This is a genomic window from Thiorhodovibrio winogradskyi, assembly GCF_036208045.1.
GTDB classification, from domain to species: Bacteria; Pseudomonadota; Gammaproteobacteria; order Chromatiales; family Chromatiaceae; genus Thiorhodovibrio; species Thiorhodovibrio winogradskyi.
In genome coordinates this window covers 1,096,138-1,119,247 of record NZ_CP121472.1, presented here as the reverse complement: position 1 = coordinate 1,119,247, position 23,110 = coordinate 1,096,138, and the positions used below count along the sequence as shown (strand labels likewise).

At 61.5% G+C, this 23,110-nt stretch carries 28 protein-coding genes and 1 pseudogene; 11 read left to right on the top strand and 18 right to left on the bottom strand.

Annotated elements, in window-relative coordinates:
* Positions 1 to 12: 12 nt before the first annotated feature.
* On the bottom strand, positions 13 to 834 hold the full coding sequence (locus Thiowin_RS05010; protein WP_328986639.1) for a reverse transcriptase domain-containing protein: 822 nt from the start codon (positions 832 to 834) through the stop codon (positions 13 to 15).
* A 456-nt stretch (positions 835 to 1,290) separates the two neighbouring features.
* On the opposite strand from Thiowin_RS05010, the gene Thiowin_RS05005 reads away from it, so the two are divergent.
* The gene (locus Thiowin_RS05005; protein ID WP_328986638.1) at positions 1,291 to 1,446 is read left to right on the top strand and encodes a hypothetical protein; all 156 of its coding nucleotides are present in this window, start codon (positions 1,291 to 1,293) and stop codon (positions 1,444 to 1,446) included.
* Positions 1,447 to 1,886: 440 nt separating this feature from the next.
* On the opposite strand, the gene Thiowin_RS05000 is transcribed toward Thiowin_RS05005, so the two are convergent.
* The 11 genes and pseudogenes from Thiowin_RS05000 to Thiowin_RS04940 all read right to left on the bottom strand — a co-directional run bounded on the left by Thiowin_RS05000 (position 1,887) and on the right by Thiowin_RS04940 (position 10,238).
* On the bottom strand, positions 1,887 to 2,648 hold the full coding sequence (locus Thiowin_RS05000) for an IS110 family RNA-guided transposase (protein ID WP_328986637.1): 762 nt from the start codon (positions 2,646 to 2,648) through the stop codon (positions 1,887 to 1,889).
* 13 nt (positions 2,649 to 2,661) lie between these two features.
* Positions 2,662 to 2,907 (bottom strand): helix-turn-helix domain-containing protein, encoded by a 246-nt coding sequence (locus Thiowin_RS04995; protein ID WP_328986636.1) that lies wholly within the window; start codon positions 2,905 to 2,907, stop codon positions 2,662 to 2,664.
* Positions 2,908 to 3,383: 476 nt separating this feature from the next.
* Positions 3,384 to 6,401 (bottom strand): annotated as a pseudogene (locus Thiowin_RS25190) (type I restriction endonuclease subunit R); the annotation flags it as partial.
* A 116-nt stretch (positions 6,402 to 6,517) separates the two neighbouring features.
* Positions 6,518 to 7,636, bottom strand: coding sequence for a Fic family protein (locus Thiowin_RS04975; RefSeq protein WP_328986633.1), 1,119 nt, complete (start codon positions 7,634 to 7,636; stop codon positions 6,518 to 6,520).
* Positions 7,633 to 7,770, bottom strand: coding sequence for a hypothetical protein (locus Thiowin_RS04970; RefSeq protein ID WP_328986632.1), 138 nt, complete (start codon positions 7,768 to 7,770; stop codon positions 7,633 to 7,635). The genes Thiowin_RS04975 and Thiowin_RS04970 overlap by 4 nt, the downstream gene beginning before the upstream one ends.
* A gap of 21 nt (positions 7,771 to 7,791) precedes the next feature.
* Positions 7,792 to 8,058 (bottom strand): type II toxin-antitoxin system RelE family toxin, encoded by a 267-nt coding sequence (locus tag Thiowin_RS04965; protein ID WP_328986631.1) that lies wholly within the window; start codon positions 8,056 to 8,058, stop codon positions 7,792 to 7,794.
* On the bottom strand, positions 8,055 to 8,309 hold the full coding sequence (locus Thiowin_RS04960; protein WP_328986630.1) for a hypothetical protein: 255 nt from the start codon (positions 8,307 to 8,309) through the stop codon (positions 8,055 to 8,057). The genes Thiowin_RS04965 and Thiowin_RS04960 overlap by 4 nt, the downstream gene beginning before the upstream one ends.
* Before the next feature lie 459 nt (positions 8,310 to 8,768).
* Entirely contained in the window at positions 8,769 to 9,035 is a 267-nt protein-coding gene (locus tag Thiowin_RS04955) for a restriction endonuclease subunit S domain-containing protein (protein ID WP_328986629.1), read from the bottom strand.
* Between the two features lie 338 nt (positions 9,036 to 9,373).
* On the bottom strand, positions 9,374 to 9,598 hold the full coding sequence (locus Thiowin_RS04950; RefSeq protein WP_328986628.1) for a type II toxin-antitoxin system MqsA family antitoxin: 225 nt from the start codon (positions 9,596 to 9,598) through the stop codon (positions 9,374 to 9,376).
* Complete coding sequence (locus Thiowin_RS04945; protein ID WP_328986627.1) at positions 9,595 to 9,867, bottom strand: DUF4258 domain-containing protein; 273 nt, start codon at positions 9,865 to 9,867, stop codon at positions 9,595 to 9,597. Before Thiowin_RS04945 ends, Thiowin_RS04950 begins: the two co-directional genes overlap by 4 nt.
* An 11-nt stretch (positions 9,868 to 9,878) precedes the next feature.
* Complete coding sequence (locus Thiowin_RS04940) at positions 9,879 to 10,238, bottom strand: N-6 DNA methylase (RefSeq protein WP_408034166.1); 360 nt, start codon at positions 10,236 to 10,238, stop codon at positions 9,879 to 9,881.
* A 206-nt stretch (positions 10,239 to 10,444) separates the two neighbouring features.
* Between Thiowin_RS04940 and Thiowin_RS04935 the strand changes: the two genes are divergently transcribed.
* The 7 genes from Thiowin_RS04935 (at position 10,445) to Thiowin_RS04905 (ending at position 14,717) form a co-directional block, all read left to right on the top strand.
* Positions 10,445 to 10,645, top strand: a complete 201-nt coding sequence (locus Thiowin_RS04935) for a hypothetical protein (RefSeq protein ID WP_328986626.1) — start codon at positions 10,445 to 10,447, stop codon at positions 10,643 to 10,645.
* Positions 10,646 to 10,651: 6 nt separating this feature from the next.
* A complete protein-coding gene (locus Thiowin_RS04930) occupies positions 10,652 to 10,954 on the top strand; it encodes a hypothetical protein (RefSeq protein WP_328986625.1) in 303 nt (100 codons plus the stop codon).
* 67 nt (positions 10,955 to 11,021) lie between these two features.
* Positions 11,022 to 11,144: a hypothetical protein gene (locus Thiowin_RS04925; RefSeq protein WP_328986624.1), complete on the top strand. Its 123-nt coding sequence runs from the start codon at positions 11,022 to 11,024 to the stop codon at positions 11,142 to 11,144.
* 177 nt (positions 11,145 to 11,321) lie between these two features.
* A complete protein-coding gene (locus Thiowin_RS04920; protein WP_328986623.1) occupies positions 11,322 to 11,606 on the top strand; it encodes a hypothetical protein in 285 nt (94 codons plus the stop codon).
* Between the two features lie 680 nt (positions 11,607 to 12,286).
* The gene (locus tag Thiowin_RS04915) at positions 12,287 to 13,678 is read left to right on the top strand and encodes an MBL fold metallo-hydrolase (protein WP_328986622.1); all 1,392 of its coding nucleotides are present in this window, start codon (positions 12,287 to 12,289) and stop codon (positions 13,676 to 13,678) included.
* Positions 13,679 to 13,690: 12 nt separating this feature from the next.
* Positions 13,691 to 13,816 carry a hypothetical protein gene (locus tag Thiowin_RS04910; RefSeq protein WP_328986621.1) on the top strand — a complete coding sequence of 42 codons (126 nt, stop codon included), beginning with the start codon at positions 13,691 to 13,693 and terminating at the stop codon, positions 13,814 to 13,816.
* A gap of 118 nt (positions 13,817 to 13,934) precedes the next feature.
* Positions 13,935 to 14,717: a hypothetical protein gene (locus tag Thiowin_RS04905; protein ID WP_328986620.1), complete on the top strand. Its 783-nt coding sequence runs from the start codon at positions 13,935 to 13,937 to the stop codon at positions 14,715 to 14,717.
* Between the two features lie 15 nt (positions 14,718 to 14,732).
* Here Thiowin_RS04905 and Thiowin_RS04900 read toward each other — a convergent pair whose 3' ends face one another.
* Genes Thiowin_RS04900 through Thiowin_RS04890 form a run of 3 tightly spaced genes read right to left on the bottom strand, consistent with a single transcriptional unit; the run spans position 14,733 to position 18,027 of the window.
* Positions 14,733 to 16,760: a copper-translocating P-type ATPase gene (locus Thiowin_RS04900; RefSeq protein ID WP_328986619.1), complete on the bottom strand. Its 2,028-nt coding sequence runs from the start codon at positions 16,758 to 16,760 to the stop codon at positions 14,733 to 14,735.
* Between the two features lie 11 nt (positions 16,761 to 16,771).
* A complete protein-coding gene (locus tag Thiowin_RS04895) occupies positions 16,772 to 17,581 on the bottom strand; it encodes a family 1 encapsulin nanocompartment shell protein (RefSeq protein WP_328986618.1) in 810 nt (269 codons plus the stop codon).
* Positions 17,578 to 18,027 (bottom strand): ferritin family protein, encoded by a 450-nt coding sequence (locus Thiowin_RS04890; RefSeq protein WP_328986617.1) that lies wholly within the window; start codon positions 18,025 to 18,027, stop codon positions 17,578 to 17,580. Before Thiowin_RS04890 ends, Thiowin_RS04895 begins: the two co-directional genes overlap by 4 nt.
* A gap of 384 nt (positions 18,028 to 18,411) precedes the next feature.
* On the opposite strand from Thiowin_RS04890, the gene Thiowin_RS04885 reads away from it, so the two are divergent.
* Positions 18,412 to 19,815, top strand: coding sequence for a GH1 family beta-glucosidase (locus Thiowin_RS04885; RefSeq protein WP_328986615.1), 1,404 nt, complete (start codon positions 18,412 to 18,414; stop codon positions 19,813 to 19,815).
* A 31-nt stretch (positions 19,816 to 19,846) separates the two neighbouring features.
* Positions 19,847 to 20,749: a glycosyltransferase gene (locus tag Thiowin_RS04880; protein WP_328986614.1), complete on the top strand. Its 903-nt coding sequence runs from the start codon at positions 19,847 to 19,849 to the stop codon at positions 20,747 to 20,749.
* Positions 20,750 to 20,992: 243 nt separating this feature from the next.
* Here the strand turns inward: Thiowin_RS04880 and Thiowin_RS04875 are convergent, their stop codons facing one another.
* The gene (locus tag Thiowin_RS04875) at positions 20,993 to 21,337 is read right to left on the bottom strand and encodes a diacylglycerol kinase family protein (protein ID WP_328986613.1); all 345 of its coding nucleotides are present in this window, start codon (positions 21,335 to 21,337) and stop codon (positions 20,993 to 20,995) included.
* Entirely contained in the window at positions 21,312 to 21,569 is a 258-nt protein-coding gene (locus tag Thiowin_RS04870; protein ID WP_328986612.1) for a hypothetical protein, read from the bottom strand. The genes Thiowin_RS04875 and Thiowin_RS04870 overlap by 26 nt, the downstream gene beginning before the upstream one ends.
* Here Thiowin_RS04870 and Thiowin_RS04865 point away from each other — a divergent pair.
* On the top strand, positions 21,559 to 21,717 hold the full coding sequence (locus Thiowin_RS04865; RefSeq protein ID WP_328986611.1) for a hypothetical protein: 159 nt from the start codon (positions 21,559 to 21,561) through the stop codon (positions 21,715 to 21,717). The genes Thiowin_RS04870 and Thiowin_RS04865 overlap by 11 nt on opposite strands.
* A 398-nt stretch (positions 21,718 to 22,115) precedes the next feature.
* Here Thiowin_RS04865 and Thiowin_RS04860 read toward each other — a convergent pair whose 3' ends face one another.
* The gene (locus Thiowin_RS04860; protein ID WP_328986610.1) at positions 22,116 to 23,105 is read right to left on the bottom strand and encodes a Nudix family hydrolase; all 990 of its coding nucleotides are present in this window, start codon (positions 23,103 to 23,105) and stop codon (positions 22,116 to 22,118) included.
* Positions 23,106 to 23,110 lie beyond the last annotated feature (5 nt).

Genomic DNA, 23,110 nt, shown 5'->3' with positions numbered 1-23,110 from the left:
ATGGGCCTGATCTCAATCGGGCGTCTCATTGAGCGTCAAACCCAGTCGATCCACGACGTGGCGGACGACCTTCAGCGGCTCTTCCACACCCTGCTTGCAGAGCACGACAAAATCATCCGCATAACGGACAATGTGCGCGCCCAGCTTCTGTTTCAGCCGATGTCGATCCCAAATACGATCCAGCAAGTGCAGGTAGAGATTCGACAACAGAGGGGATATTACACCACCTTTTGGTGTTCCAACCCGGTTGCCTTTCCCTCCACCGACGGTCATGCGTTTTCCTTGATCATTCACGCCAATGACGGGGGCCTTCAGCCACTGTTTCAGGAGCGCCAGGATGGCTCCATCGACCATGCGTTCAGCGACCACCGCCATGAGGTTGGCGTGGGGAATGGTGTCGAAGTCGCTCGACAGATCAGCGTCAATCACTTGGGTGTGACCGGCCCAGAGTGCGTTGGCAATGTCGTCGATGGTATCGTGCGCCGAGCGTTTGGGTCGAAACCCGTAGGAGTGCGGCGTAAAGTCCGCCTCGAAGATCGGCTCGATGACCAGCTTAACCGCCATTTGCACAACACGGTCGCGGATGGTGGGTATCCCCAGCGGCCGCTCGCGGCCATCTCCTTTGGGAATCATCACCCGCCGTACCGGTTGGGCACAGTAGCGTTTCTCTTGCAGTTCCTCTGCGATGCCCTTCAGGAACCCTTCTACCCCTTCGCCTTGCTCGATCATCTCGAAGCTTACCCCGTCAATGCCAGGGCTGCCTCCATTTGACCGGACAAGATTCCAGGCGTGACGGAGGATGTCCTCCCGGTACATCAAGGCAATAGAGCGCATGGAAGCGGTAGCCAGGTTCTTGCTTGGCACAAGGCGGATAGCTTCCTCTGTAGTGTCCTGATCTTCTCCGGGGTTGTTAGCGACATGGCAATCCCCTGATCCTCCACTCGTTGGTTGCGTGAACAAAGTAGGGTCCCTTCCCTCGACCAAGGGGTTACTGCGAACGGCCAGGCTCGAATTAATTTTTGAGCACCCCTGACCTGAAGGGCACGGACGGCAGTTTTGGGGACAATAGTGTACTTAATTCCCCTGACTGATCCCGCCTGACTACAGACTCCCACTATCCAAAATCAAAGGCGCGATTTATTTTTTGCCACCCAGGCAAGGACGCCTAGCCCCTGACAGATTCTGCCTGACCGGATGTTTTACACCCAGTCCCCGAGGTTCGCGCCTCGGGTTTTTTTGGGGGCTGTGTTATGCTTGGCTGATACGTAACCTGTTTGGGAGTGACCGCCGATGACCGAGAATGTCGACAATTTGGTGCTAGAGCACTTGCGGGCATTACGCTCCGAAATCCAAACCTTACGTATTGAGATGCACACTGAATTCAAAGATGTCAAATATCGTCTGAGTACGCTCGAAGTCGCCATGGCTGCTGTAAAACGTGATTAAGCGGAAACAATGGCCGATACTGCCCTCCAACAGATACGCATTGATCAGGTGATTGAGCGGATTCAACAAATTGAACGCCGCTTGGAGTTAATCCCGTAACCCAGGGAAAAACCGGGACGAGTTCCGGGGACATATATGGTCCGCCCCGCGATGCAAGAGGAAAATCGCCATTAGCAGAAGGAAACGTTGCGGCCAACTATCCGGCATCGATGTCGGGACGCATTGCGGTCCCCGTGCCCTAATGGAATTCGCGTACCTCGCCGTCCTCAATCAGACTATCAGTCTCAGCTTAAGCTGGCTGCTGTCCCCTTCAGGTTTTCAGCGCGGCGGTCGTACCTTTCATGCCATTACAGTGACTTTCTCTCTTCGCAACTCGTGGTGTGGAACTCGGTTGATGCCCTATCGGCGGGTTAATCGGAATGGTTCGTGGCCGATAGGCGTTACGCAGTAACAGCTGCAGGCTTCGCTAATGCGCCGCGTTCGGCATCGAATGCTTTCCCGGTGGTCATCACCGCCCAGGCGATGCGCACGAGCCCCCGATGAGAACAAGCGGCCATCGCAACCACGGCGACATTGGCATGACGGCGTTGCTTGAGACCGCGCGCCCTATGACTGAGGGCGTCGTCTTTGTTCTCAACCCAGCGCCCATTGTTCAGATCAGGGGCACGCGCCCCGTTGATCAGCAGTTTGCGCATGTACACATCACCGCGCTTGCTGATCCCTAACAGACGTGGTTTCCCACCGGTGGAGTGCTGTCGCGGCACCAGCCCCAGCCAGGCGGCCAGCGCGCGGCCATTGTTGAACAGCCCCCAATTGTCGCCCAAGGTGGCGATTAAGGCGGTGGCCACCAGCGGCCCGATGCCGGGGATCGACATCAACAGCTGTGCTGAAGCATTTGTCTCGGCCTCCGTTTTGATCTGTGCATCGTAGTGAGCGATCCGCGTATCCATGTGGCGCAATTCCTCAAGGAGACCGTTCAATTCAGCGCGAAACCGCTCACTGAATCCATTCCCTGCGTCTTCAAGGATTTCGGGCAGACGGCGCATGAGTTCAGCGCGTCCCTGCGCAATCACAATCCCAAATTCGGCCAACAATCCCCGGATCTGATTGACCAGCGCCGTGCGCTGATCAATGACCATTGAGCGGATGCGGTGGACGCCCTGGACATCTTGCTGTTCAACGCTTTTAATGGGGACGAACAACTGGCGCGGGCCCTCAGCCGTCCTTGAGTTGCCAGTCCATCAGTAGAATATCCGGGCGATGCCGGCGCACGGCCTCCATCAGACCTTGAGCCGTCATCCGACGGTCAACAACCTGAAACTGCTGCTGGGCTTGTAGCAGCGCCTGAAGACCATGCAATACAATCGGGTAGGTGTGGGTGAGCAGGACACGGATGACGGTCTGCTCAAGAAGGGTTGCATCGGCAACGGTGGAGAGGGGTGCCGGAGGAACATCGACCATGTCGGACTCACTACGACTGTTGCCGGCTGGCAAGGAACAGAACCAAATATTCGTAACGCCTGTGCTTGCTGGGGTGACACTGATAAGGAGTGTTACGACAGCGACGACGTGACGTTGAACCTTTTTGAGTATAGTCCATAATCCGCAGGTCAGCGACCGAAGAGTATATGGCTAAGAGTGAGTGGCACTGATGGGAAAGAGCGGGAGAGATCAGGTTTCGCAGTGCAGGGTCCAGCAGACGATACTCTTTTTTTTAGAGTAGAGAGCAGGCTGCCAGCACGTTAGTCTCGGCTTATCCGTTGGCCGCCCATGCTACCGCGAGAGACGATGACCACCACCTCCGTTCGTCCAGTGGCCACCCAACGACTTTCGCTGTCTGAACAAAGGGTTGGCGTATCCAACCTTTGTTCACGAGCCTTCATCAAGGTCCACTTGCGTTACGGCCTGCTCCTTTGGTTTTTGGGAAACTCACGACCATTGTTACCAGGACGCCCGTAGAAGGCCAGTTCATCCTGGCTGAGCCCTTCCTCCTCGCCACGCGCTTGTGCCGCGCGGACATCCTTGGCCAGGTCGATGAGTGCTTGCAGCACCTCGACGGTGCTGATGGCGTTGGTGTGATAGCGGGCGATGGCGTCTTCCAGGCGCTCGGAGAACTTGCGGCTTTCGGTGACGTTGCTTTTGCTGCGTGAGCGCACCTGATCATTCAGCAGTTTGCGCAGGGCCTCCAGCGCCAGGTTCTTCTGTTCGGTCTGGGCGATCTCGGCGAGGAACTCATCGGACAGGATGGAGATGTCAGGCGAACTGATGCCAGCGGCACCGAGGATGTCGACGATCTCGGTGGAGACCACCGAGCGGTCGATCAGTTGGGCAATCGCCGCGTCGCGCTCGGCGCTGCCCGGCCCCGGGCCGGTGGTGGATTTGACCAGGGAGGCGCGGATGGCCTGGAAGAAGCCGACCTCGTCGCGGATGGCCTTGGCCTCCTCGCTGGCGGAGGCGAGCGCATAGGCTTTGGACAGTTGCAGCACGGCATCCTGAAAGCGGCGGTGGATGCGCTTCTTGGCGGTGGCGTCGATTTCCCGGGCGGCGGCTTGCTGCTGTTTGCTCAGTATCCACTCGATGGCCTGACCCATGAGCGCCAGGCGTTGTTTGGGGTGCCGGTCAGCGCGGCCTGATCGTCGGAGCCATAAAAATTGAAACCATGAAATTGGGCCTGCACGATCTCGAACTTCTCCAGCATCACCGCCACGGCCTCGGCGGTATCCACGCCGGTGCGCTCGCGATCCGAGGGCGAGTATTGGCCGAGGGCTTCTTTCAGGCGCTGGGCGATGCCGATGTAATCGAACACCAGCCCGGCGGGTTTGTCGCGGAAGACGCGGTTGACCCGGGCGATGGCCTGCATCAGTCCATGGCCACGCATGGGCATGTCGACATAGAGGGTGTGCAGCGCGGGAGCGTCGAAGCCGGTCAGCCACATATCCCGCACGATCACCAGCTTGAGCGGATCGCTGGGATTCTTGGCGCGGGCGGTGAGGCGTTCGCGCTGGGCTTTGTTGCCAATGTAGGCTTGCCAGTGCGCGGGGTCGGCGGCGGAGCCGGTCATCACGATCTTGATCGCGCCCTGGTCTTCGGCGTCGCTGTGCCAGTCGGGGCGCAGGGCGACGATGGCTTCATACATGGCGACACAGATGCGCCGGCTCATGCAGACGATCATGGCCTTGCCGTCGAGGGCTTCGAGGCGGCGCTCGAAGTGCTCGACGAGATCGGCGGCGATGCGGTTGATGCGGTCCTCGGCGCCGACCAGGGCCTCGATGCGCGACCATTTGCGCTTGAGCTGTTCCTCGACGCGATCATCGTCGGCCTCATCAGTCAGATCATCCAGTTCCTCATCCAGCGCGGGTTTCTTGTCCTCGGGCAGCGCGATGCGCGCCAGGCGGCTTTCGTAGTAGATCGGCACCGTGGCGCCGTCTTCGACCGCGCGGCTGATGTCGTAGATGTCGATGTAGTGGCCGAACAGCGCCGGGGTATTCACGTCCTCGGCTTCGATCGGGGTGCCGGTGAAGCCGATGAAGGACGCATTGGGCAGGGCATCGCGCAGGTGTTTGGCGAAGCCGTAGCCGACCGCGCCCGTCTTGCTGTCCACCTTGGCCTTGAGCCCGTATTGGCTGCGGTGGGCCTCGTCGGCGATGACGACGATGTTGCGGCGGTCGCTGAGTTGGCCGAGCTGGGGCTGGCTTCCATCGGGGCTCATTGAAGGGGCGAACTTCTGAATGGTGGTGAAGATCACCCCGCCAGAGGCGCGTTGGCATGTGTGTAATCGGGGCGGCGCGCAGATCGGCGCGGCTGTCGGCCTGTTGCGGAGTTTGGCGCAGCAGGTCGCGGCACATCACGAAAGTGGCGAACAGCTGATCATCCAGATCATTGCGGTCGGTGATGACCACGATGGTTGGATTGGCCATGGCCGGGTGGCGCACCAACTGGCCGACGTAGAAGGCCATCAGCAGGCTTTTGCCGGAGCCTTGGGTGTGCCAGATCACGCCGATGCGGCGGTCGCCACGGCGGTAGCCTTTCACGCCGGGCAGGCCATAGGCTTCCGGGTCTTCGCCAAGATTCGGGCGGGCATCAGGATCGGCCAGCGCCAGCGCGCGCAGGGTGGAAGCGATCGCGCGCAGCACGGCATGGAACTGATGGTAGCCCGCGAGGATCTTGATCGGCCCGGCATCGGTGCGCCCGAAGACGGTGAAGTCGCGCAGCAGGGCGAGCAGACGCGGACGCTCCAGCGCGCCCTGGACCAGCACCGGTTGCTCCGGCGTGCCATCAGGGGCGATGGTCTCACCGTCGGTGGTGCGCCAACGCATGAAGCGCTCGGCATTGGCGGTCAGGGAGCCGATGCGCGCCATCTGGCCGTCGGAGAGGATCAGCGCGGCATTGGTGCGAAACAGGCTGGGGATCTCGGCCTTGTAGGTCTGGAACTGTTGGTAGGCACTGTGGATGCTGGCCTGCTCGCTGCTGGGGCTTTTCAGCTCGAACACCACCAGCGGCAGGCCATTGACGAAGAGCACCACATCGGCGCGGCGGTTATGGCCAGCCTCGATGACGGTGAATTGCTGCACCGCGAGCCAATCGTTGCGCTCCGGGTGGTCGAAGTCGATCAGCCACACGCGCCCGCCGCGCAGGGTGCCGTCGCTGTCGTAATACTCGATCTTGACGCCTTCGGTGATCAGGCCATGCAGGCGGCGGTTTTCCTCGATCAGCGACGGGGCGACGGTGGCGATGACCTGGCGCTGGGCCTCGGCGCGGGCGTCGGGTGGGAGATCGGGGTTGAGCCGATCAATGGCGGCTTGCAGGCGTCCCAGTAGCAGGACATCGGAGAAGGCCTCGCGCTCGGCGGCGCTGCCGTCGGGGCCGATCTCGGCTTCGGTGGTGGTCTGGTAGCCGAGGGCGGCTAGCTCGGTGAGCAGGGCGGCTTCAATGTCGGCTTCAGTCAAGAAAGCCATCGCTTTGTCTCGCGGTTGAGCCTGCGTTGTTGCTCATCGGTGATGCCCAAATGATGTTGTCGATCATTTTTGACGATTTTTGATTGACAACGACGTTTGTCGTGCATGGATGATCATCAAAAGGCCTCGCTGCCCTCGGCCAGGTTGAGCAGTTCCGGGAAGATCAGCACCGCCGCTCGGCGGCCGCTGGCCGGTCGCAGCTCGGTGAGCAAACCTTGTTCGCGTGCCGTGCGTAGGATGCGCCCGGCGGTTGGCGCGGGGATATCAACCGATGCGGCGAAATCCGAGGCCTTGAAAATCGGTCGCAGGAAAAACCAATCCAGCGCACGCACCCCGTACTGGGATCGCGTCACCGTGGCAATCCAGTCCTTGCGGCTGTTGTAAAGGTCCATGATCGCCCGCGCCTTGCGCTCGTTCTCGGCGGCTTGGGCGATCAGCGCCTCCAGAAAAAACACGCACCAGCCGGTCCAGTCGCCTTCACGCGACACCGCTAGCAGGCGGTCGTAATACTGATCGCGCCGCGACTCGAGAAACTCGCTCAGATAGAAGCTCGGGCGCACCAGCAGTTGTTTCGCGTACAGATAGAGCGGAATCAACAGCCGTCCCAGGCGGCCATTGCCATCGAGGAAGGGATGAATCGCCTCGAATTCCGCGTGCAGCACCGCAAGCTGGACAAGCAGATCGGGCGTCGCGGCATGAATATAAGCCTCCCAGGCGTCCATCGCGGCGGACACCCGATCCGCGCCACAGGGAACGAAGCGCGCATCCTCGATTCCGCATCCGGGCGGCCCGATCCAGTTCGGCACCCGCCGGTATTCGCCCGGCGATTTGTTCCGCCCGCGCACCCCTTGCATCAGCACCTCGTGCGTCTGGCGGATCAAGCGTTGCGACAGGGGCAATTCAGTGAGCAGTCGCGTGGCCTCCGCGAGCGCGGCGCGATAATTCAGGATCTCGCGAATGTCGGCCTGCTTCGGGGTGGTTTCGTCGAGCGGACCACCCTCGGCCTCCAATTCCAGCACCTCGCCCAGCGTCGCCTGGGTACCCTCGATGCGACTGGAGAGAACAGCCTCGTTTGTCGTCAGCGGCGAGAGCAGGACTTGCGGGTTGGGCACGCCGTGCAGAACGCCCTCGTAGCGAGCGATCGCCGCGTTTGCCGGCCCAATGAGCGGAATCAATCGGGGCCAGTCGAGTTCGACCGGTGGGAAGCCGCCCTCGTGGTAGAGAACCGCCGTCACAACACCGTCTCCACCGTTCGTTCGGCGGCGTCGCCATCGGGGCCGATCTCGGCTTCGGTGGTAGTCTGGTCGCCGAGGGCGGATAGCTCGGCGAGCAGGGCGGCTTCGATGTCGGCTTCAGTGAGAAACGCCATGTTCAATCCAGACGAGGCGAGCTAAGGGAAATAGCGATAGATGTCGCGGCGATGCAAACATCGCACACACTCAACCTGATTGTCGTCGATTTTTAGACCCAAACGATAATCCCCAACGCGCAGTCTGAAATAGGATCCACTGCCGGTGAGTTTTCTCAGATTCCTCAGGTCGGTGAGGGACTCGGCTTGTTCAATGTGCAGAATTCCGGCGCGAATGGCTGTTAGCACGTCAGGATCCTGAATTTTTTTCAGATCGCGCACAAAGCTGCTACGAAAAAGCGTATTCAAGATGTTTCTTCTAACACTGCAAAGACCGCATCACGTTCAACAGTTTCGGTCGCTTCACCTTCACGGATGGCATCAAGCAAAGCGACATCTTCCAAGGCATCGGCAAAGACCTCGCGCAACAGGTCGCGTTGTTCCGTCAAGGTTTCGGTCAGGGCTTGTTTCAGAAGCTGTTTCAATTGTGGGATTTCAAATAACGTCTGGGGCATAAGAAGCGCCTCTGTATCGGTTGATGTGTGGGTCGTCAAGGCCATAGCGGTCGATCAATTCGGATTCCGGCGGCAGGTCGATGCAGAGTTGTCTGGGAGCATCGTTAATTTGGCTTTGCAGGATGGTCATGGTTGCTGTTGCCTCATGCGTGGGTTCACAACACCGCCTCCACCGCCCGCTCGGCGTCGCGCAGGCGGATTTCGCCGGACATTAGCTTGGGGAGGAGGAAGTCGCGGGTTTGGGCGAGGGTTTCGTTCTCAATCTTGTTGTTTACAATCTGTCTTTATAGTGTTTGCGTGAGGTCATTGAAGGCACTCAGGCACTGCTCCTTTGGAACAAAAATTGGGATGGGTCGAAATACCATACCTTTTTACTGATCTCAGCAAACGTCGAACCACCTGCAATATCCTTGATGTAATCAAGGTTCTGCTCACACCAAAAGAAAACGAAGAGGTTTGAAAGGCGTTTGTTGCAGACCATCGCAATAAAGCCTTGGTAATTTGTCATTCTGTATTGAACAGCACAGGGCCTTGCAGGCGGGACATATCTTTGGGCGTTGCCCAGTTGTAGGCACCACCTGCCCAGTATTCCTCAATTTTTGTGCTGGGTGTGCCGCCGCCAACAGCATCAACTTCTTTGCCGATTTCGGAGTTCTCCCACCCCACCGGCTTATCCTCATCATCCAGCGCATCGGGGAAGAGATCCCACAGCTCCGGGGCGAGATAGGGCGCGCCGCCTTCGGCCTTGGTGCGGGTGGGGCCGAAGTCCACGAACCAATCCTTGAACAGCGCCCGCGCCAGGGCTTCCAGCGTCGAGAAAGCACGACATCACAAGCTTCTGGCTTTGCTTTCTTGGTCCATTCTTCGTAGTCTTGATGACTGATCTTTCGCGCATTTGTAAGGTCAAGTTCACCGCCTCGCATCTCGGGAATTGAAATGTAAGGCATGCCGATGTATTGTTTGCCTGGAGTCTTGTGAAGGCAGTCGATCAGTTCCACACCAGCTTCAGCCAGAGTTAATTCGGGCCACTCATCCATCAACAACCACCCCATCCAACTTCTCCCGAATCACCGCCCCCAACTACATCCCCCTCCGCCAACCGCGCCCAATCACGCCGCATAACGCAAAACCTCCACTTCAACCCGCCGCGCCACCGCCGCGTCGGCTTGCTGGTATAGCCGCTCCGCCGTGGCACTGTCCAGGTAGTATTCGCCGCAGTTTTCGCACACCTCGGCGGGAACCTCCTTTAGAACCACGACCGTGTCGCCCCGAGTAAGGGTCACGGTGACCATGCCTGGCGTGGTTTCTCCGTGCTTGCAGAGCGTGCAATTCATCGATTTCTCCGGGTCTTGAAGTCGTCGCGCCAAAGCTTGGCATCTGGAATATAGACTGTGACCACGACGCAATCCTCGGTCAACGGATTTTTCGCAACAACCAGATGCACGGGTGTTTGCTGATGGAAGGCAAGCAACAAGACGCTGGGAAAGGGACGTTCATCCGGATATTCCTTTATCGGCTCAGCGGTCGCGATAGACTGTTCGACCACCGCTGGTGACAACCCCCGCTCGAACATCCGCTCAAAGGCGTGACGGGAAAAGCGCAAAGTCGCACAGTTCAAGGCGCGACCACCCCATCAAACTTCTCCCGAATCACCGCCCCCAGCTTCTCCCCCTCCGCCAACTGCGCCTCCAGCTTCGCCCGCAACTCGGCGAACTTCTCGGCAAAAGGCACCCCGTCATCCTCCACCACCGCCGCGCCGACATAGCGCCCCGGTGTCAGCACATGCCCATGGCCGCGAATCTCCTCCAGGGTGGCGGACTTGCAGAATCCCGGCTCGTCGGCGTAGTCGCCGGCGTCCGGCTCGCCGCGCCAGGCGTGGTAGGTGCGGGCGATGCGCGCCACGTCTTCGTCGGAGAACTCGCGCCGGGTGCGATCCACCAGCGCGCCGAGCTTGCGCGCGTCGATGAACAACACCTGCCCGCGCCGGTCGCGAAGTCCGGCGGCGGCCCCGGTCTAATCAGCAACTCGATTTGGGTCACCAGGGAAGCTCCTTGATGAGGATAAAACCACTTCACCCGATCATGCCAAGCTTTCTTTTATTTTGCCAGAATTATTTTTATATAAAACGAATAACTGTGTCAGTGTTTGTCCAAAAAACGACTTCTTGACGTCGGACGGAAATGTCCAAAAAACGTCGGGTAAGACGGAGATTCAAGCGCTTACGTGGGAGGAAAAATCTGGACCTGGGAGGTCTGAAAGAAGCCTTGGAGCGGTTCTTCCCGGAGTTCCCCGCGCTGCTATTCCCAGCCATCCATGCCGAGATCGACTGGCCAAAGGGCGTGCAGTTTCTCGACAAGGAATTCCAGCCCAATCCCACCTAAAAGGTTGTGCGCGAGGCCAAGACCACCCGGCGCTATGCCAACAAGTTCGTCGGCCTCACCCGCCGCGATGACACGACGGTGTGGGTGCTAGCCCATGTTGAAGTGCAAGGCGATCAGCAAAGCGCCTTTGCCGAGCGGATGTTTACCTACAATTACAAAATCCGAGATGCCTACTTCTACTTTGTTAACTTTATCTTCTTGATTTATCGATGTTTACACGATGTGACCCAGTCTTTTGCCGGCCCTGGATGCCGTCATGGCTTTTCCAACCCTCAACCGACTGGACACGATTCTAATACGGGCTTCTAAATCAATAGTATCCGAGAACTAGAATTTAACAAAGCAGAACTACCAAGTACCGGTCGCGAGCCTGGCGGTGTTGGACGATACGAATCGCAATTTCCGCCCGCACCGCTACAGCACGGCGCTGTGGGACTGTCGGGTGCAATTCGACTTCCCGATGGTCAAACTACTTGGCTACACCACCCCCGAGCGCTGAGCCGAGCTGGAAGCGAGCGACAATGTCTTTGCCTTGGTGGACATGGCCCAAATTCGGGCCAAGGTCACCGACGATGCCGAGACCCTGAAACGCTGGAAATTCCGCCTGATGCGCTTGATGTAAGAGCGCGGTTACGAACGGGCGCTGATTGTCGAACTCTTCCGGCTGATCGATTGGATGATCCGCCTACCCAAAGAGCTAGAAGCGGAGTTTCGCCAAGAACTTTATGCCTACGAGGAGCAATACCAAACGCCATTCGTGACGACTGTTGAGCGAGTGGGGATTGAGAAGGGAGTGCTGCAGGGCGAGGCCAGGACATTGCTGCGTCAGCTTGATCAAAAATTCGGTCTCGAGACCGTGCAAACTCACCGCGAGCGTATCGAGCAGGCGGAGCTTGAGCAACTCGACACTTGGCTGGGTCGCATCCTCAGCGCCGAGACCCCAGAGACCATCTTCCACTAAGGGCCCAGGGAGACAGCCTCATTTGCCCACCACAATCTCCCGCACCAGCAAGCAATCGTGTAAATCGCTGCCATAAAGGGTATATAAAGGCTACGCAGCGAAAGCCGTTTTGCCTGGCGTACCGGCTTTGAGTGCTGTGATTCGGCGCTCGCAATCTTCGTTTGCCTTGCGCAAAACCTCGCGCTCCGCGATGGACCTATGAGCGTATCCCACAGAGGGCCGCCGAACCATCGCCATCGTAGCCAGAGACGATGACCGATCAGCCTGCCATTCCAATGCTCGTTCAGTGAGCGCAGAAAGATCGTGATCACGTCCGGCAATCCTCTCAGCGTTGAGATCGGCTTGAGGCGGATTTCGTCTCCGAGAATGTGCAAATCTCGTTTTTCCGGGATAGTGAAGACATGATCCAGCTGAATGAGCAATCGCTCGGTGATCAATACCACCTGTAATAGCAGTGCCAGGGTGTCTTGGTCGTGTCTCAACTGGTTTCAGTTAGACAGAGCGGGGGATTTGAACTGTTCGCTGGTTGATAGCGACCATCGCTGGTTGGATTGACCGAGCACTCGGGTAGCGCTGCGTGAAGCGTCTGACGGGCCAATGGGCTGGCTGGTGTAAGAACTGGCGCAACCTTTGCTTTCAATACGGAAGCTGAACAATTCCCTTGCTGAAGGAGCGCCTCGATGTTCTTCAAACAGTTTTACCTGCCGAGTCTCGGCCATGCTTCCTATCTGGTCGGTTCTGAAGACTCTGGAGAAGCCCTTGTGCTCGATGTGCGCCGCGATGTCGAGACCTATTTCGCCGAGGCGCGCGAGCAAGGTATGCGCATTCGCTACGCCTGCGATACCCATCAGCACAATGACTACCTGAGCGGCATCTGCGAGCTGCCCGCGCGGGGCGAGGTCCAACTCCTCGCCGGCGCACGGGCCGAGGTCGGCTATCCGGTGCGGGCGATGGACGACGGCGAGACGCTCGAGATGGGCGAGGTGCGCTTCGAGCTGATGCACACCCCGGGACACACGCCAGAGCACATCAGTCTGCTGGTCACCGACCGCTCGCGCGGCGACGAGCCAGCGATCCTGTTCTCGGGCGGGGCGCTCTTGGTCGGCGATCTGGCGCGGCCAGACCTGCTGGGCGGTGAAGAGGAGACACGCAAGGGCGCTGAAGCCTTCTGCGAGACGCTGCAGCACAAGATCCTGCCACTGCCGGATTTCGTCGAGGTCTTCCCGACCCATGTCTCCGGTTCGCTTTGCGGCGGCAATATCGGCAGCCGGCTATCGACCACGATCGGCTATGAAAGGCGCCTGAATCAGGTGCTGAGCAGCCTGTCGTCGAGTGCCGAATTCGTCCGTCAGTGCATGGACCTGACCGATCTACCCGCGGTACCCCCGTATTGGCCACGGATGCGTAAGCTCAATACCGAGGGTCCGCCACTGCTCGGCGTGCTGGCCGATCCGCCGCCGCTCGGCATCGAGGAGTTTGAGAAGGCGCGGGACGAGGGCGCACTGATCCTCGACTGCCGCAGCCCGGAGGCCTTTTCGGCCCACATTCCGGGCGCGATTAACGTTGGTATCGGCAACAGCTTTGCAACCTGGGCTGGCAGTGTGCTGCCGTCGGATACTGATCTGATCTTAGTACTCGACCGCGCCGGCGATCTCTGGGAGGTCTGCTGGCAGCTGTTGCGGATCGGCTATCCGCTGCCGCGCGGCTGGCTGGGCGGCGGCATGTTCGCCTGGCGCACCGCCGGCCAGCCGATCGACGTCTTGCCGCAGTGGACGGTGCACCAGCTTCGCCGAGCGCTCGATCAGGACCGCGATCTGCTCGTGCTCGATGTGCGCCAGCCGGCCGAGTGGAGCGCTGGTCACATCCCGCAAGCGCGGCACATCACCGGCGCCGAGCTTGTCAAGCGCGCCGACGAGCTGCCCAAGGACAGGCCTATCGCCGCGATCTGCGGCAGCGGTTACCGCTCATCGGTCGCCGCCAGCCTGCTCAAGACCCGCGGTTATCGCGAGGTCTACAACGTCCTTGGCGGCATGACCGGTTGGGAGGCCGAGGGCTTGCACACAGCAACCTAAGCGAGGACCGCGATGACAGCCAACGATGACAACGCAGGTCGGCAAAGCGGCTGGCCAAAACCACTCCACTGCGAGCAGTGTCAGCAGGAGATACCGCCTGATGAGGCGCTGCATCCCGAGGGGCAAGACTACCCCTAGCCTTTTGCTCGCCGACCTGCCACGCGCTCTGGCGCGATGAGCAGGCCGAGCCGTTGATCTCGCAACACCGTCAGCGCAGTGGTCGGAACTAGCGAAAAAAGCACTCACGGAGCACTCGATGAATCAGAGTTATCTGTCACTAACCAATCTCTTCGGCTGGCGTTTGCGCACCACTGACGGCATGACGGCCGGGCTGCGCGACGCCCTGCTCGATACCGATCAATGGACCATTCGGCTGCTCGCGGCCGAGGCGGAAGGCTGGGCGCCGGCGCGCGAGTTGCTGATCGCCCCACGCATGGTGGTCGGCTATGATGAGGCGCGGGCTGAGCTTGACCTGGACGCCGATGCCGAGACGCTCCTCTCAAGCCCCACGATGGCGACCGAGGATGGGCTCGCCGGTTTCGGTGATGAAGACGCCTTGCCGCCCGACTGGGCCGCACATTGGCGTGCCGAGATCGACCCCGACGTCGTCGTCGAACCGCCACCGGCGCCGGCCGATGAGGTTGAATCCGAGGTCGCGGCAGATCTGGGTGCGGAGACGGATCTGTCGGCGGACGATGTGCTACGGGCTGAAACCCTCCTCGGGTGGAGCGTCGAGACGGCGGACGGAGTGGCCGTGACCCTCAATGACTTGGTCTTCGATGATCGTGACTGGGCGCTGGCCTACCTGGATCTGAGCATGAGTGGGCCCAGCACCACCGCTGGTGGCCCTTCTGCCGCGGACCCTCACGGCAGCGAACAGCCGTGCTTGGTGTCACGACAATCGATCAATTGGCTTGACCCTGCTGGAGAGACCTTGCATCTGACGGTTGGTGCGCGGGAGCTGCGCGCATCCCCGGCGATGCCGAGTCCCGTGGCATTCGACGAGCGTGCTCAGGTGTACCTCTACGAGCCGGCCTGAACGGCGTACCTTGTTTCAGGCACCCGAGGGCTTGAAGCGCCCGAGCAGCTTGGCATTGATGGCGACGATGACGGTCGACAGCGACATCAATGCAGCGCCGACGGCGGGGCTCAGCAGGATGCCGGAACCATAGCCAACCCCGGCTGCGAGCGGGATAGCCGCAGCGTTATAGCCAGTCGCCCAGAACAGGTTCTGGATCATCTTGCCGAAGGTGGCCCGCGAGAGCTCGATCACATCGGCGACGCGCTTAGGGTCGGATTCGACCAGGACGATATCGGCCGACTCGACCGCCACATCGGTGCCAGCGCCAATGGCGATGCCGAGGTCGGCCTGCACCAGTGCCGGGGCATCGTTGACGCCGTCGCCGACCATGGCGACGATGCGCCCGCCACGCTGAACCGCTTCGATGCGCTTGGCCTTCTCGTCCGGTAGCACCTCGGCGAAGTATTCGCTCAGGCCCAGCTCGTCAGCGACCGACTTGGCCACGGCATCGGCATCGCCGGTGAGCATCAGGCAGTCGATGCCCATCGCCTGGAGACGGCTGATGGCCTCGCGCGACTCATCGCGGATCAGGTCCGCGAGCGCGATGGCGCCGAGCGGTCGCTCATCCTCCAGCAGGTAGACCAGCGTCTTGCCGCCCTCGCGCAGCGGGGCCACCGCGTCCTCATCGACCGATATCGCCTGCTCGCGCAGATAACCGGGGCTGACTACACGGATCAGGCGGCCCTCGACTTGGGCCTTGGCACCACGGCCGGAAAGATTCTCGAACTCGCTGGCCTCTGGGATCTGCAGCCCCTTGTCCCGCGCCGCCTCGACGATACCCTGGGCGATGGGGTGCTCGGAGCGAGCCTCCAGGCCTGCGGCCAAGCGCAGCATTTCGTTCTCATCCAGGTCGCCGAAGCGGGTGACCCCCTGAACGCCGAAGCGCCCCGCGGTCAGGGTGCCGGTCTTATCAAAGACGACCGCGTCAAGCTTGCGCGCGCGCTCAAAGCCGGCGCGCTCGCGAATCAGCAGACCACGGCCGGCGGCCAGGCTGGTACTGACGGCCACGACCAGCGGCACCGCGAGGCCGAGGGCATGCGGGCAGGTGATGACCATCACGGTGACCATGCGCTCGAGCGCAAAGTCGAAGGCGTAGCCAACGAAGAGCCAGGTACCCAGTGTGATCACGCCAGCCGAGAGGGCGATATAGGTCAGCCAGGCCGCGGCGCGATCGGCCAAATTCTGTGCGCCTGAGCGCGACGCCTGCGCCTGGCGCACCGTCTCGACCACCTGTGACAGGTAGGTGTCGGCGCCGGTCTTCCGCACCTCCAGCGTGATGCTGCCCTCGCCGTTGATGGCACCGCCGACGGCCTCGTCGCCTTCACCCTTCTCGACCGGGCGGGACTCACCGGTGAGCATGGACTCGTTCAGGCTGGTCTTGCCCTCGACGATGGTGCCGTCGACCGGTACCTTCTCGCCGGGGTGGACCCGCACGCGGTCGCCCTTGTGCAGCTCGCTGATCGGCACCTCCTTGACCTTGCCGCTGTCGTCGAGGCGCAGCGCCCGGTCTGGCATCATCTGCACCAGGCTCTCCAGCGCGCTCGAGGCCCCCATCACCGACTTCATCTCGATCCAGTGGCCGAGCAGCATCACATCGACCAGGGTGGCGAGCTCCCAGAAGAACACCTTGCCTTCGAGTCCGAGCACAACGGCCGCTGAATAGCCATAGGCGACGGTGATCGCCAGGGCGATCAGGGTCATCATGCCGGGCGCGCCGGCGCGCAGCTCAGACAGGAGGCCGGTCAGGAACGGCCAGCCTCCATAGAGGAACACCGCGGTGGAGAGGGCGAGCAGGGCAGACTGATCGCCGGGAAAGGCGAGCGCATCGGTCAGTCCGAGAAAAGACTGAATCAAAGGCGACAGCAGCAGGATCGGCACCGTCAACAGCACCGAGATCCAGAAGCGCCGGCGGAAGTCGGCGATCATGGCGCCATGGTCGTGGTGCGCGTGCTGATCCTGACCTTCGGGCTCCTGCTCTTGTGCTTGTTCTTGCTCTCGCATTGGATGTCCCCTCAGCGGCTCTCTTCCAGGGTGCAGATCGCCGCTGGATCATCGAGCAGAAAGACCAGGCTTTCGGAGATGAACAGCTTGAGGTGGATGCCATCGCTCGCGGCAAAGCCGACGCGCAGATCCTGTCCGATCTTGATCTCGCCGACGCGGGGGTCGACCAGAACAGCGCCGTCGATGGCAGCCTTGTAGACGCCAGCCTCGCAGAGTCGCCTCAGATGGTCGACCTGCAGCATGTCGCCGCATTGGTAGCGACGGAACAGGGCGTTGTAGCGTGGCGGTGACAGGGCCAATGCGTAAGGGCCGCTGAAGCCGTTCGCATCCAGCTTGTTGACCGCGTTCAGCACATCATCGAGCGCCTGCTCCACCTGGCTCCAATCGCCACCGGCCGAGGTAGCGCGGCCGTTCGCGGTCAGTAGGCCTTCCAGGCCAAGCTCTGGCACGCCGTTGTAAATGACCTGCTCTTCCCGTCGGGCAACGGCCTCGGCCGCATCCTCCGCCGCGCGCAGGTCGAGTGGGAGCGCAAGCCCGAGGTGGCCCTCGACCCGCCGCCGGCTGAGGCTGAATGAATGCTGCAGCAGTGGCACCGGCAAGGCCCGGCTGCCGATGGTGGTGGCCAGCTCGTCGCCGCCGTCCGCGGCAATGGTTTCCGGGCCAGCCTCAATGCTCGTGAGCCCAAGCCCATAGGGACCGTCGAGATCCAGGAAGCGGCGGCCGGTGAGCACCTCGCTCGCGGCCTTGAGCGCGCTCTCATCAATGCGCTCCCAGACGGTTTCCGGCAGGCCTGCGGCCGCACGGTTCAGATAGATCATCATGTCACCTCCCGATCTTGTTTGAGGCTGCCAAGGGTAAGAGCCGGAGGGAAGGCAGGCGGGGCGGCAGCCGGCGTGACAGCCGAAGCGGCCGCGGGCTTCGCGCTTTCTGGGCTGTTGGCGCCCGCGTCTCCGACGCCGCTCGTCGCGGCCTCCTCGGCTTCGGTGATGGGTAAGTCAGTGAAAAGGTAGGTGCGCAGGTGCTGGTTGAAGGTGGCATCGCAACGCCGCAGCCATTCCAGCAGCATTGAGCCGTGCTCGATTTCTTCGCGCATGTTGTGCAAGAGCACCTCGCGCAGCTCGTCGTCGCGACAGGCCTCGGCGCGCTGGCGATACCAGTCCACGGCTTCGAGCTCCTCTTGGAGTGATATCAGCGCACGGTGCACATCACGGGTGAGCGCGCTCAACTCGGACGCCTCTTCATGGAGGCCTTGGGCGGAATCTGCCATCGGGATTCGGCTCCTTGGTTGATGGGTCACATTGCGAGATTGGCGCTTCATGGCGCGGCGCGAGGGGGCTGATGCGGCATGATGGCGCGCCACCCATGCAGCAAAGTCGGTGCCGATTTTCTGGTGAGCGCCGGTCAGTGCCGATACGGCGGGGATCAGGGCCTCAGGCCGGATGAGGCTGGGGCATTACAACCATTAAGCGGGTGATTTCACCCGTAGCGCAAAGCCATTGATCGCCGCGCGCATCCCTGCCGAGCATCTCGGCTGAGCAGGTTCGCGCCCGCGGCATCCAATAAAGTGATTACGCGGTCCGCGCGCGAACCGATCCGCGCCCTGCTTTCTGGAATGATTTTTGCTTATAATCAAACACTCTGGAGGATTAAGATGCGTGTTCAATTTCCCAAAAGGTTGCTGTGGGGGGCGGCGACTTCGGCCTATCAGATCGAAGGGGCGCCGACGGCGGATGGCAAGGTCGAGTCGATTTGGGATCGCTTCACCGCGCGACCGGAGCGGATCTCCGACGGAACCGACGGCGCCGTCGCCTGCGAGCACTACCGCCACTACCGCGAGGACATCGACCTGATGGCCGATCTCGGTCTGCAGGCGTATCGTTTCTCGATCGCCTGGCCGCGCGTGATGACCGATCCGTCAGGGCAGGTCAATGACCGCGGCCTTGATTTCTACGAGCGCATGGTCGACGGCCTGCTCGCGCGCGGGATTCGCCCTTTCGCGACCCTCTATCATTGGGATCTGCCCTGGTTCGAGGATAAGCGTGGCGGCTGGGAGCAGCGGGAGACGGCCTGGCGCTTTGCTGAGTATGCCGAGGTGGTCGCGCGCCGCCTCGGCGACCGCGTCCAGGACTGGGTAACCATCAACGAACCTATGACAATTACCGCCGCCGGCTACCTCGCCGGCCAGCATGCACCCGGACGGCGTAACCTGGTGCGCGCGCTGCGGGCGGCGCATCACCTGCTGCTCGCCCATGGCGCCGCCCTCGAACCGCTGCGCGCCCAGGCTCCCGAGGCGCGCGTCGGCCCGGCGCTGAACCTGTTTCCGGTGCTGCCGCAGCGCCGGCAGGATATCTGGATCGCCGAGCGTCTTGATCGCTTGGCCAACCGGGTCTTCGCCGACCCCATCCTGCGTGGTCACTACCCGCGCACCATCCGGCGCCTGATGCGGCTTTTCAACTGCGGCATGAGACCAGAGGACTTGGCGCTGATCTCACGGCCGGTGGATTTCATTGGCGTCAACCATTACTCGCATATCGTCGTTAGGCGCGGTTGGCCGCCCGTGCTGGGGTTTCGTGTCGGCGCGAGCGAGGACCCCAAGGTCCGCTACACCGACATGGACTGGGAGATCTATCCGCAGAGCTTCCTGGCCACCCTGACCTGGCTGCGCGAACGCTATGGCAATCCGCCGGTCTATGTGACCGAAAACGGCGCCGCCTTCGATGATCGGGTCGACGTCGACGGCGAGGTTCGGGACCCGGCGCGGCGCCGCTATCTGGCCGCCTACCTGGTCATGTTGCGCAAGGCCTTGGACGAGGGAAGCGATATCCGCGGCTATTTCGTCTGGAGCCTGCTCGACAATTTCGAGTGGGCATTCGGGTTGTCGAAGCGCTTCGGATTGGTCCACGTCGACTATGCGACCCAGCGCCGTACCCCAAAGGCCAGTGCCCGCTGGTATACCGAGATCTGCCGCACCGGCGGCTTCGACGTCGACGAGCGCTGGCTGCAAGAGGTGTTGGACGGGACCGAGGATGCCGTCCATGATCTGATTGAGCCCTGATTGAGCCTGAAAAACCACGGGAGAACGCCGCATGAAGGCCAGCATTGTCATCCCGACCCTCAACGAGGCCGAGCTGCTGCCGGGGCTGCTTGATCGCTTGGCCGCCCAGAGCTTCCGCGACTTCGAGGTGATCGTCGCCGATGCGGGTTCCAGCGACGGCACCCGCGAGCTGGTGCGCGAACGCGGTCTGGTCCTCACGGACGGCGGACTGCCCGGCGTCGGGCGCAACCGTGGCGCGGAAATCGCCCGCGGCGACCTGCTCTTCTTCTTCGACGCTGATGTCTTGCCGCCGCCGGATTTTTTGGAGAAGGCGATCGCGGAGATGGAGGCAGAGAGGATCCGTCTGGCCACCTGCTGGTTCGAGCCCGACTCGGATCATCCGCTCGACGCGCTGCTGTTCGACTTGGCCAATCTCTATGTCAAGTTCAGCCTGCGCACCGATCCCCACGCCGGCGGCTTCGCGATCTTCATCGCGCGTGCCCTGTTCGAGCGGATCGGCGGCTTCGATGAGCGCCTCAAGCTGGCCGAGGATCACGAACTGGTCAAGCGCGCAGCGACCCAGGCGCCGCTTCATTTGCTGCGCTCGACGCGCATCCGCATAAACGTGCGCCGCTTGGTCAAGGATGGTCGCTTTAACTATGCCGGCAAGTGTCTACGCGTCGAGCTGTACCGTCTCTTCCACGGCGAGGTCACCGAGGCGGTCGTCGACTATCGGTTCGGGTACGACTCGCAGCAGCAGCACGGCCAGCAGGATCCCGTCCTGACCCGGCTACGCCAGGGCCTCGCCGATTGGAATCGGGACTATACCGACACCCTCGAGCGCCTGTCGCGGGAGTTGCGGCAGACCACCGCCCTCCAGCAGGAGTCGCTGCGCAAGCTCGGCGAGCGTTTCGATGCGCTCAAGGAGAAGGTGCGCGGCCAGCTCGTCGACTAGTCCGCCGAGGCGGACCTCGCGCGCGCTCGGTACCCGCACCCGCAAGGCCTGCTCGCGAATCCGGTATTGGAGTGGCGGACGCATCGCCTCGATCTCGCCGTCGTGCGCCACGCGCAGCCGGTCGCGAAGGGTCTCCACCGCCAGTCTGGTGGTGGTAAGTGCGCGGAAAGCCGGGGCCGCTGGCAAGCGACCGGTCAGCGCGTGGATGATCAGCCCGGGCAGCGCCAGCCGCCCGCTGCGTTCCTAAAGGTAGACCGACAGGCGGCCGCCGCGCAGATCCAAGGGCATGCCCAGTTCGATGGCGAAGTGCTTCAGGGTTCCGAGCGGCAACAGGCCAAGCGTCTTCTCGCTGCCGGCGAGGCTCTTGGCGACCGCGCTCAGGGTCCCATCGCCGCCCGCCGCGACGAGATGTTCGACTTCTTTTCCGAGGTCATCGGTCACTCCACCGCGCTTGGTTTCCGCGGCTTTTGCCGCGACGCCGCCTATCAGCTGCCCGGCAAGGTCTGGCAGGTGCTCATCAAGCGCGCCCGCGAGGCCGCGCCGATTGGCTGCTTGATCAGTATCAGAGCTTCCGCGATCTGGCGCCATCCATCGCCTTTCCGGAGAGCCACGACACCGCCCGGCCGGTCGAGGAGTCCGATGGCGACAGCCGCGAGTCCCGCTTCTGGTATCTGTTCGCGGCGGTCTTCTCCACCGGCCTGATGATGCCGATCGGCATGATTTCTATTTCCTCCATGTCAAAGGCCTCGCCCTCGGCCACGCCGGACGCATGAAAAAGTTCGGGGCTTAGCGAGAGACAGGATGCGCCGGTGGACTTCAAGCATCACCCCAGCACCGACTTTCGCCCGCTCGAGGCGCTGAGTCGAGACCATGCGGCGGAAGAGATCGAGGCGCTGCGCGAGGGCATCCGCCATCACGATTATCTGTACTACGTGAAGGCGGAGCCGGCGATCTCGGATGCGGTCTAATACCAGCTCTTCGACCAGCTGCGGCATAGCCGTCAGGCTAGCGCTTTTTATTAAAAAATATCAATATGATACGGACACAAGGATAGGTGGAAGGACATAGCCGCCAGGCTAAGGACAGCCAATGTTGCAAATGCACAAATAAAGTGAGAGCTAACATGTGGCCCCCCAGCGATCCATTCGCACTTTTTTGGGAAATGCCGCACCCACGGCAAAAAAGGTGGCACCGATCTCGATACCTATTCCGCCAAGCTGATGGCCACCACCAGGGGCTTTGACATTTGCATGGCCACTTCGGATAGCAACAATAGCACCTGCATTGACGTATCCATGCACATCGGCCAGTTCGGCCAATCGGGTGCCCCCCCGCACTAGCGACCCTGATCGAATAGCGGTGTCAATCAGCTCGTAGAGTCCCACTCCGCGGGAAAAAGGCCACGCATGGCCGCGACGCCCTGAGCGCCATGCGCCCAGGCCTGCGAGAGCTCGGCGGGCGTTAAACCACCCAGTGCATAGACCGGCAAGCGCGCGGGTCGAACCAGCCGCGCGAATTCATCCCAACCCAGAGGTTGCGCGTCCGGATGACTGCGGGTCGCCTGCACGGGTGACAACATGGCGTAATCGAGCTCCAGATCACTCGCCCGCGCCAGATCTTCCGCCGTATGACAGGAAGCTCCCAGCAAGCCAGTGCGTTTGGTGAGCGGCTCCGGCAATTCATGCAGATATCTGGCCGTTAAGTGAACTCCCTGAGCCGATAGCCCACTCAAAGCACCGGGTGCACGGTTTAACACCATGCGCATTCCGCGCGCCTGGCAGACGGGAACCAGGGCGCGCGCCAGCGCGGCAAAGGCAGCGTCGCCGAGGGCATGGGCGCGCAAGAGCACAAGCATGTCACCAGCGTCGGTGGCACGCTCGAGACAGGCAAGAAACTGCTCCATGCGTTGTTTTTGCCCCTGATCCGTGGGATCGGGGGCGTCCTGGGGGGTAATCAGACATAAGGACGGCAGCCCCAGGGCCTGGATAACAGGGCGATCCGCGGGCGGAAACCTATCCTGATTCAAGGCATCAATCGGCCACCAGGCCAAGGGCTGGCCCTCGCATCCTCGGGGCTCGCCCCGATAACTCGACACCAGATGCACATCAAGGAGCACCCAGCGGTCGCCGTAATCATGCTCAACCTGTATCAGAGGGCGGCTGGCAAGGAGCTCAACACCCAATTCTTCGTGCAATTCACGCGCAAGCCCTTGCTCGGGCGTCTCTCCCGGCTCGAGCTTGCCTCCCGGGAACTCCCACAGACCTCCCTGGTGGGATTGGGCTGGACGTTGCGCGACCAGCACCTGGCCAGCCGTATCACGCAGCACCCCGGCGACGACCTGAATCGGCGCTCGCACTAACA

Excerpts from the sequence above, each read along its gene's own strand:
- Thiowin_RS05010 (WP_328986639.1), bottom strand. The coding sequence starts at position 834 with ATGCGCTCTATTGCCTTGATGTACCGGGAGGACATCCTCCGTCACGCC.
- Thiowin_RS05005 (WP_328986638.1), top strand. The coding sequence starts at position 1,291 with ATGACCGAGAATGTCGACAATTTGGTGCTAGAGCACTTGCGGGCATTA.
- Thiowin_RS04995 (WP_328986636.1), bottom strand. The coding sequence starts at position 2,907 with ATGGTCGATGTTCCTCCGGCACCCCTCTCCACCGTTGCCGATGCAACC.
- Thiowin_RS04970 (WP_328986632.1), bottom strand. The coding sequence starts at position 7,770 with ATGGCGTTTCTCACTGAAGCCGACATCGAAGCCGCCCTGCTCGCCGAG.
- Thiowin_RS04960 (WP_328986630.1), bottom strand. The coding sequence starts at position 8,309 with ATGGCCTTGACGACCCACACATCAACCGATACAGAGGCGCTTCTTATG.
- Thiowin_RS04950 (WP_328986628.1), bottom strand. The coding sequence starts at position 9,598 with ATGAATTGCACGCTCTGCAAGCACGGAGAAACCACGCCAGGCATGGTC.
- Thiowin_RS04935 (WP_328986626.1), top strand. The coding sequence starts at position 10,445 with ATGTCCAAAAAACGTCGGGTAAGACGGAGATTCAAGCGCTTACGTGGG.
- Thiowin_RS04920 (WP_328986623.1), top strand. The coding sequence starts at position 11,322 with ATGATCCGCCTACCCAAAGAGCTAGAAGCGGAGTTTCGCCAAGAACTT.
- Thiowin_RS04915 (WP_328986622.1), top strand. The coding sequence starts at position 12,287 with ATGTTCTTCAAACAGTTTTACCTGCCGAGTCTCGGCCATGCTTCCTAT.
- Thiowin_RS04910 (WP_328986621.1), top strand. The coding sequence starts at position 13,691 with ATGACAGCCAACGATGACAACGCAGGTCGGCAAAGCGGCTGGCCAAAA.
- Thiowin_RS04905 (WP_328986620.1), top strand. The coding sequence starts at position 13,935 with ATGAATCAGAGTTATCTGTCACTAACCAATCTCTTCGGCTGGCGTTTG.
- Thiowin_RS04900 (WP_328986619.1), bottom strand. The coding sequence starts at position 16,760 with ATGCGAGAGCAAGAACAAGCACAAGAGCAGGAGCCCGAAGGTCAGGAT.
- Thiowin_RS04895 (WP_328986618.1), bottom strand. The coding sequence starts at position 17,581 with ATGATGATCTATCTGAACCGTGCGGCCGCAGGCCTGCCGGAAACCGTC.
- Thiowin_RS04890 (WP_328986617.1), bottom strand. The coding sequence starts at position 18,027 with ATGGCAGATTCCGCCCAAGGCCTCCATGAAGAGGCGTCCGAGTTGAGC.
- Thiowin_RS04885 (WP_328986615.1), top strand. The coding sequence starts at position 18,412 with ATGCGTGTTCAATTTCCCAAAAGGTTGCTGTGGGGGGCGGCGACTTCG.
- Thiowin_RS04880 (WP_328986614.1), top strand. The coding sequence starts at position 19,847 with ATGAAGGCCAGCATTGTCATCCCGACCCTCAACGAGGCCGAGCTGCTG.
- Thiowin_RS04875 (WP_328986613.1), bottom strand. The coding sequence starts at position 21,337 with ATGGCGCCAGATCGCGGAAGCTCTGATACTGATCAAGCAGCCAATCGG.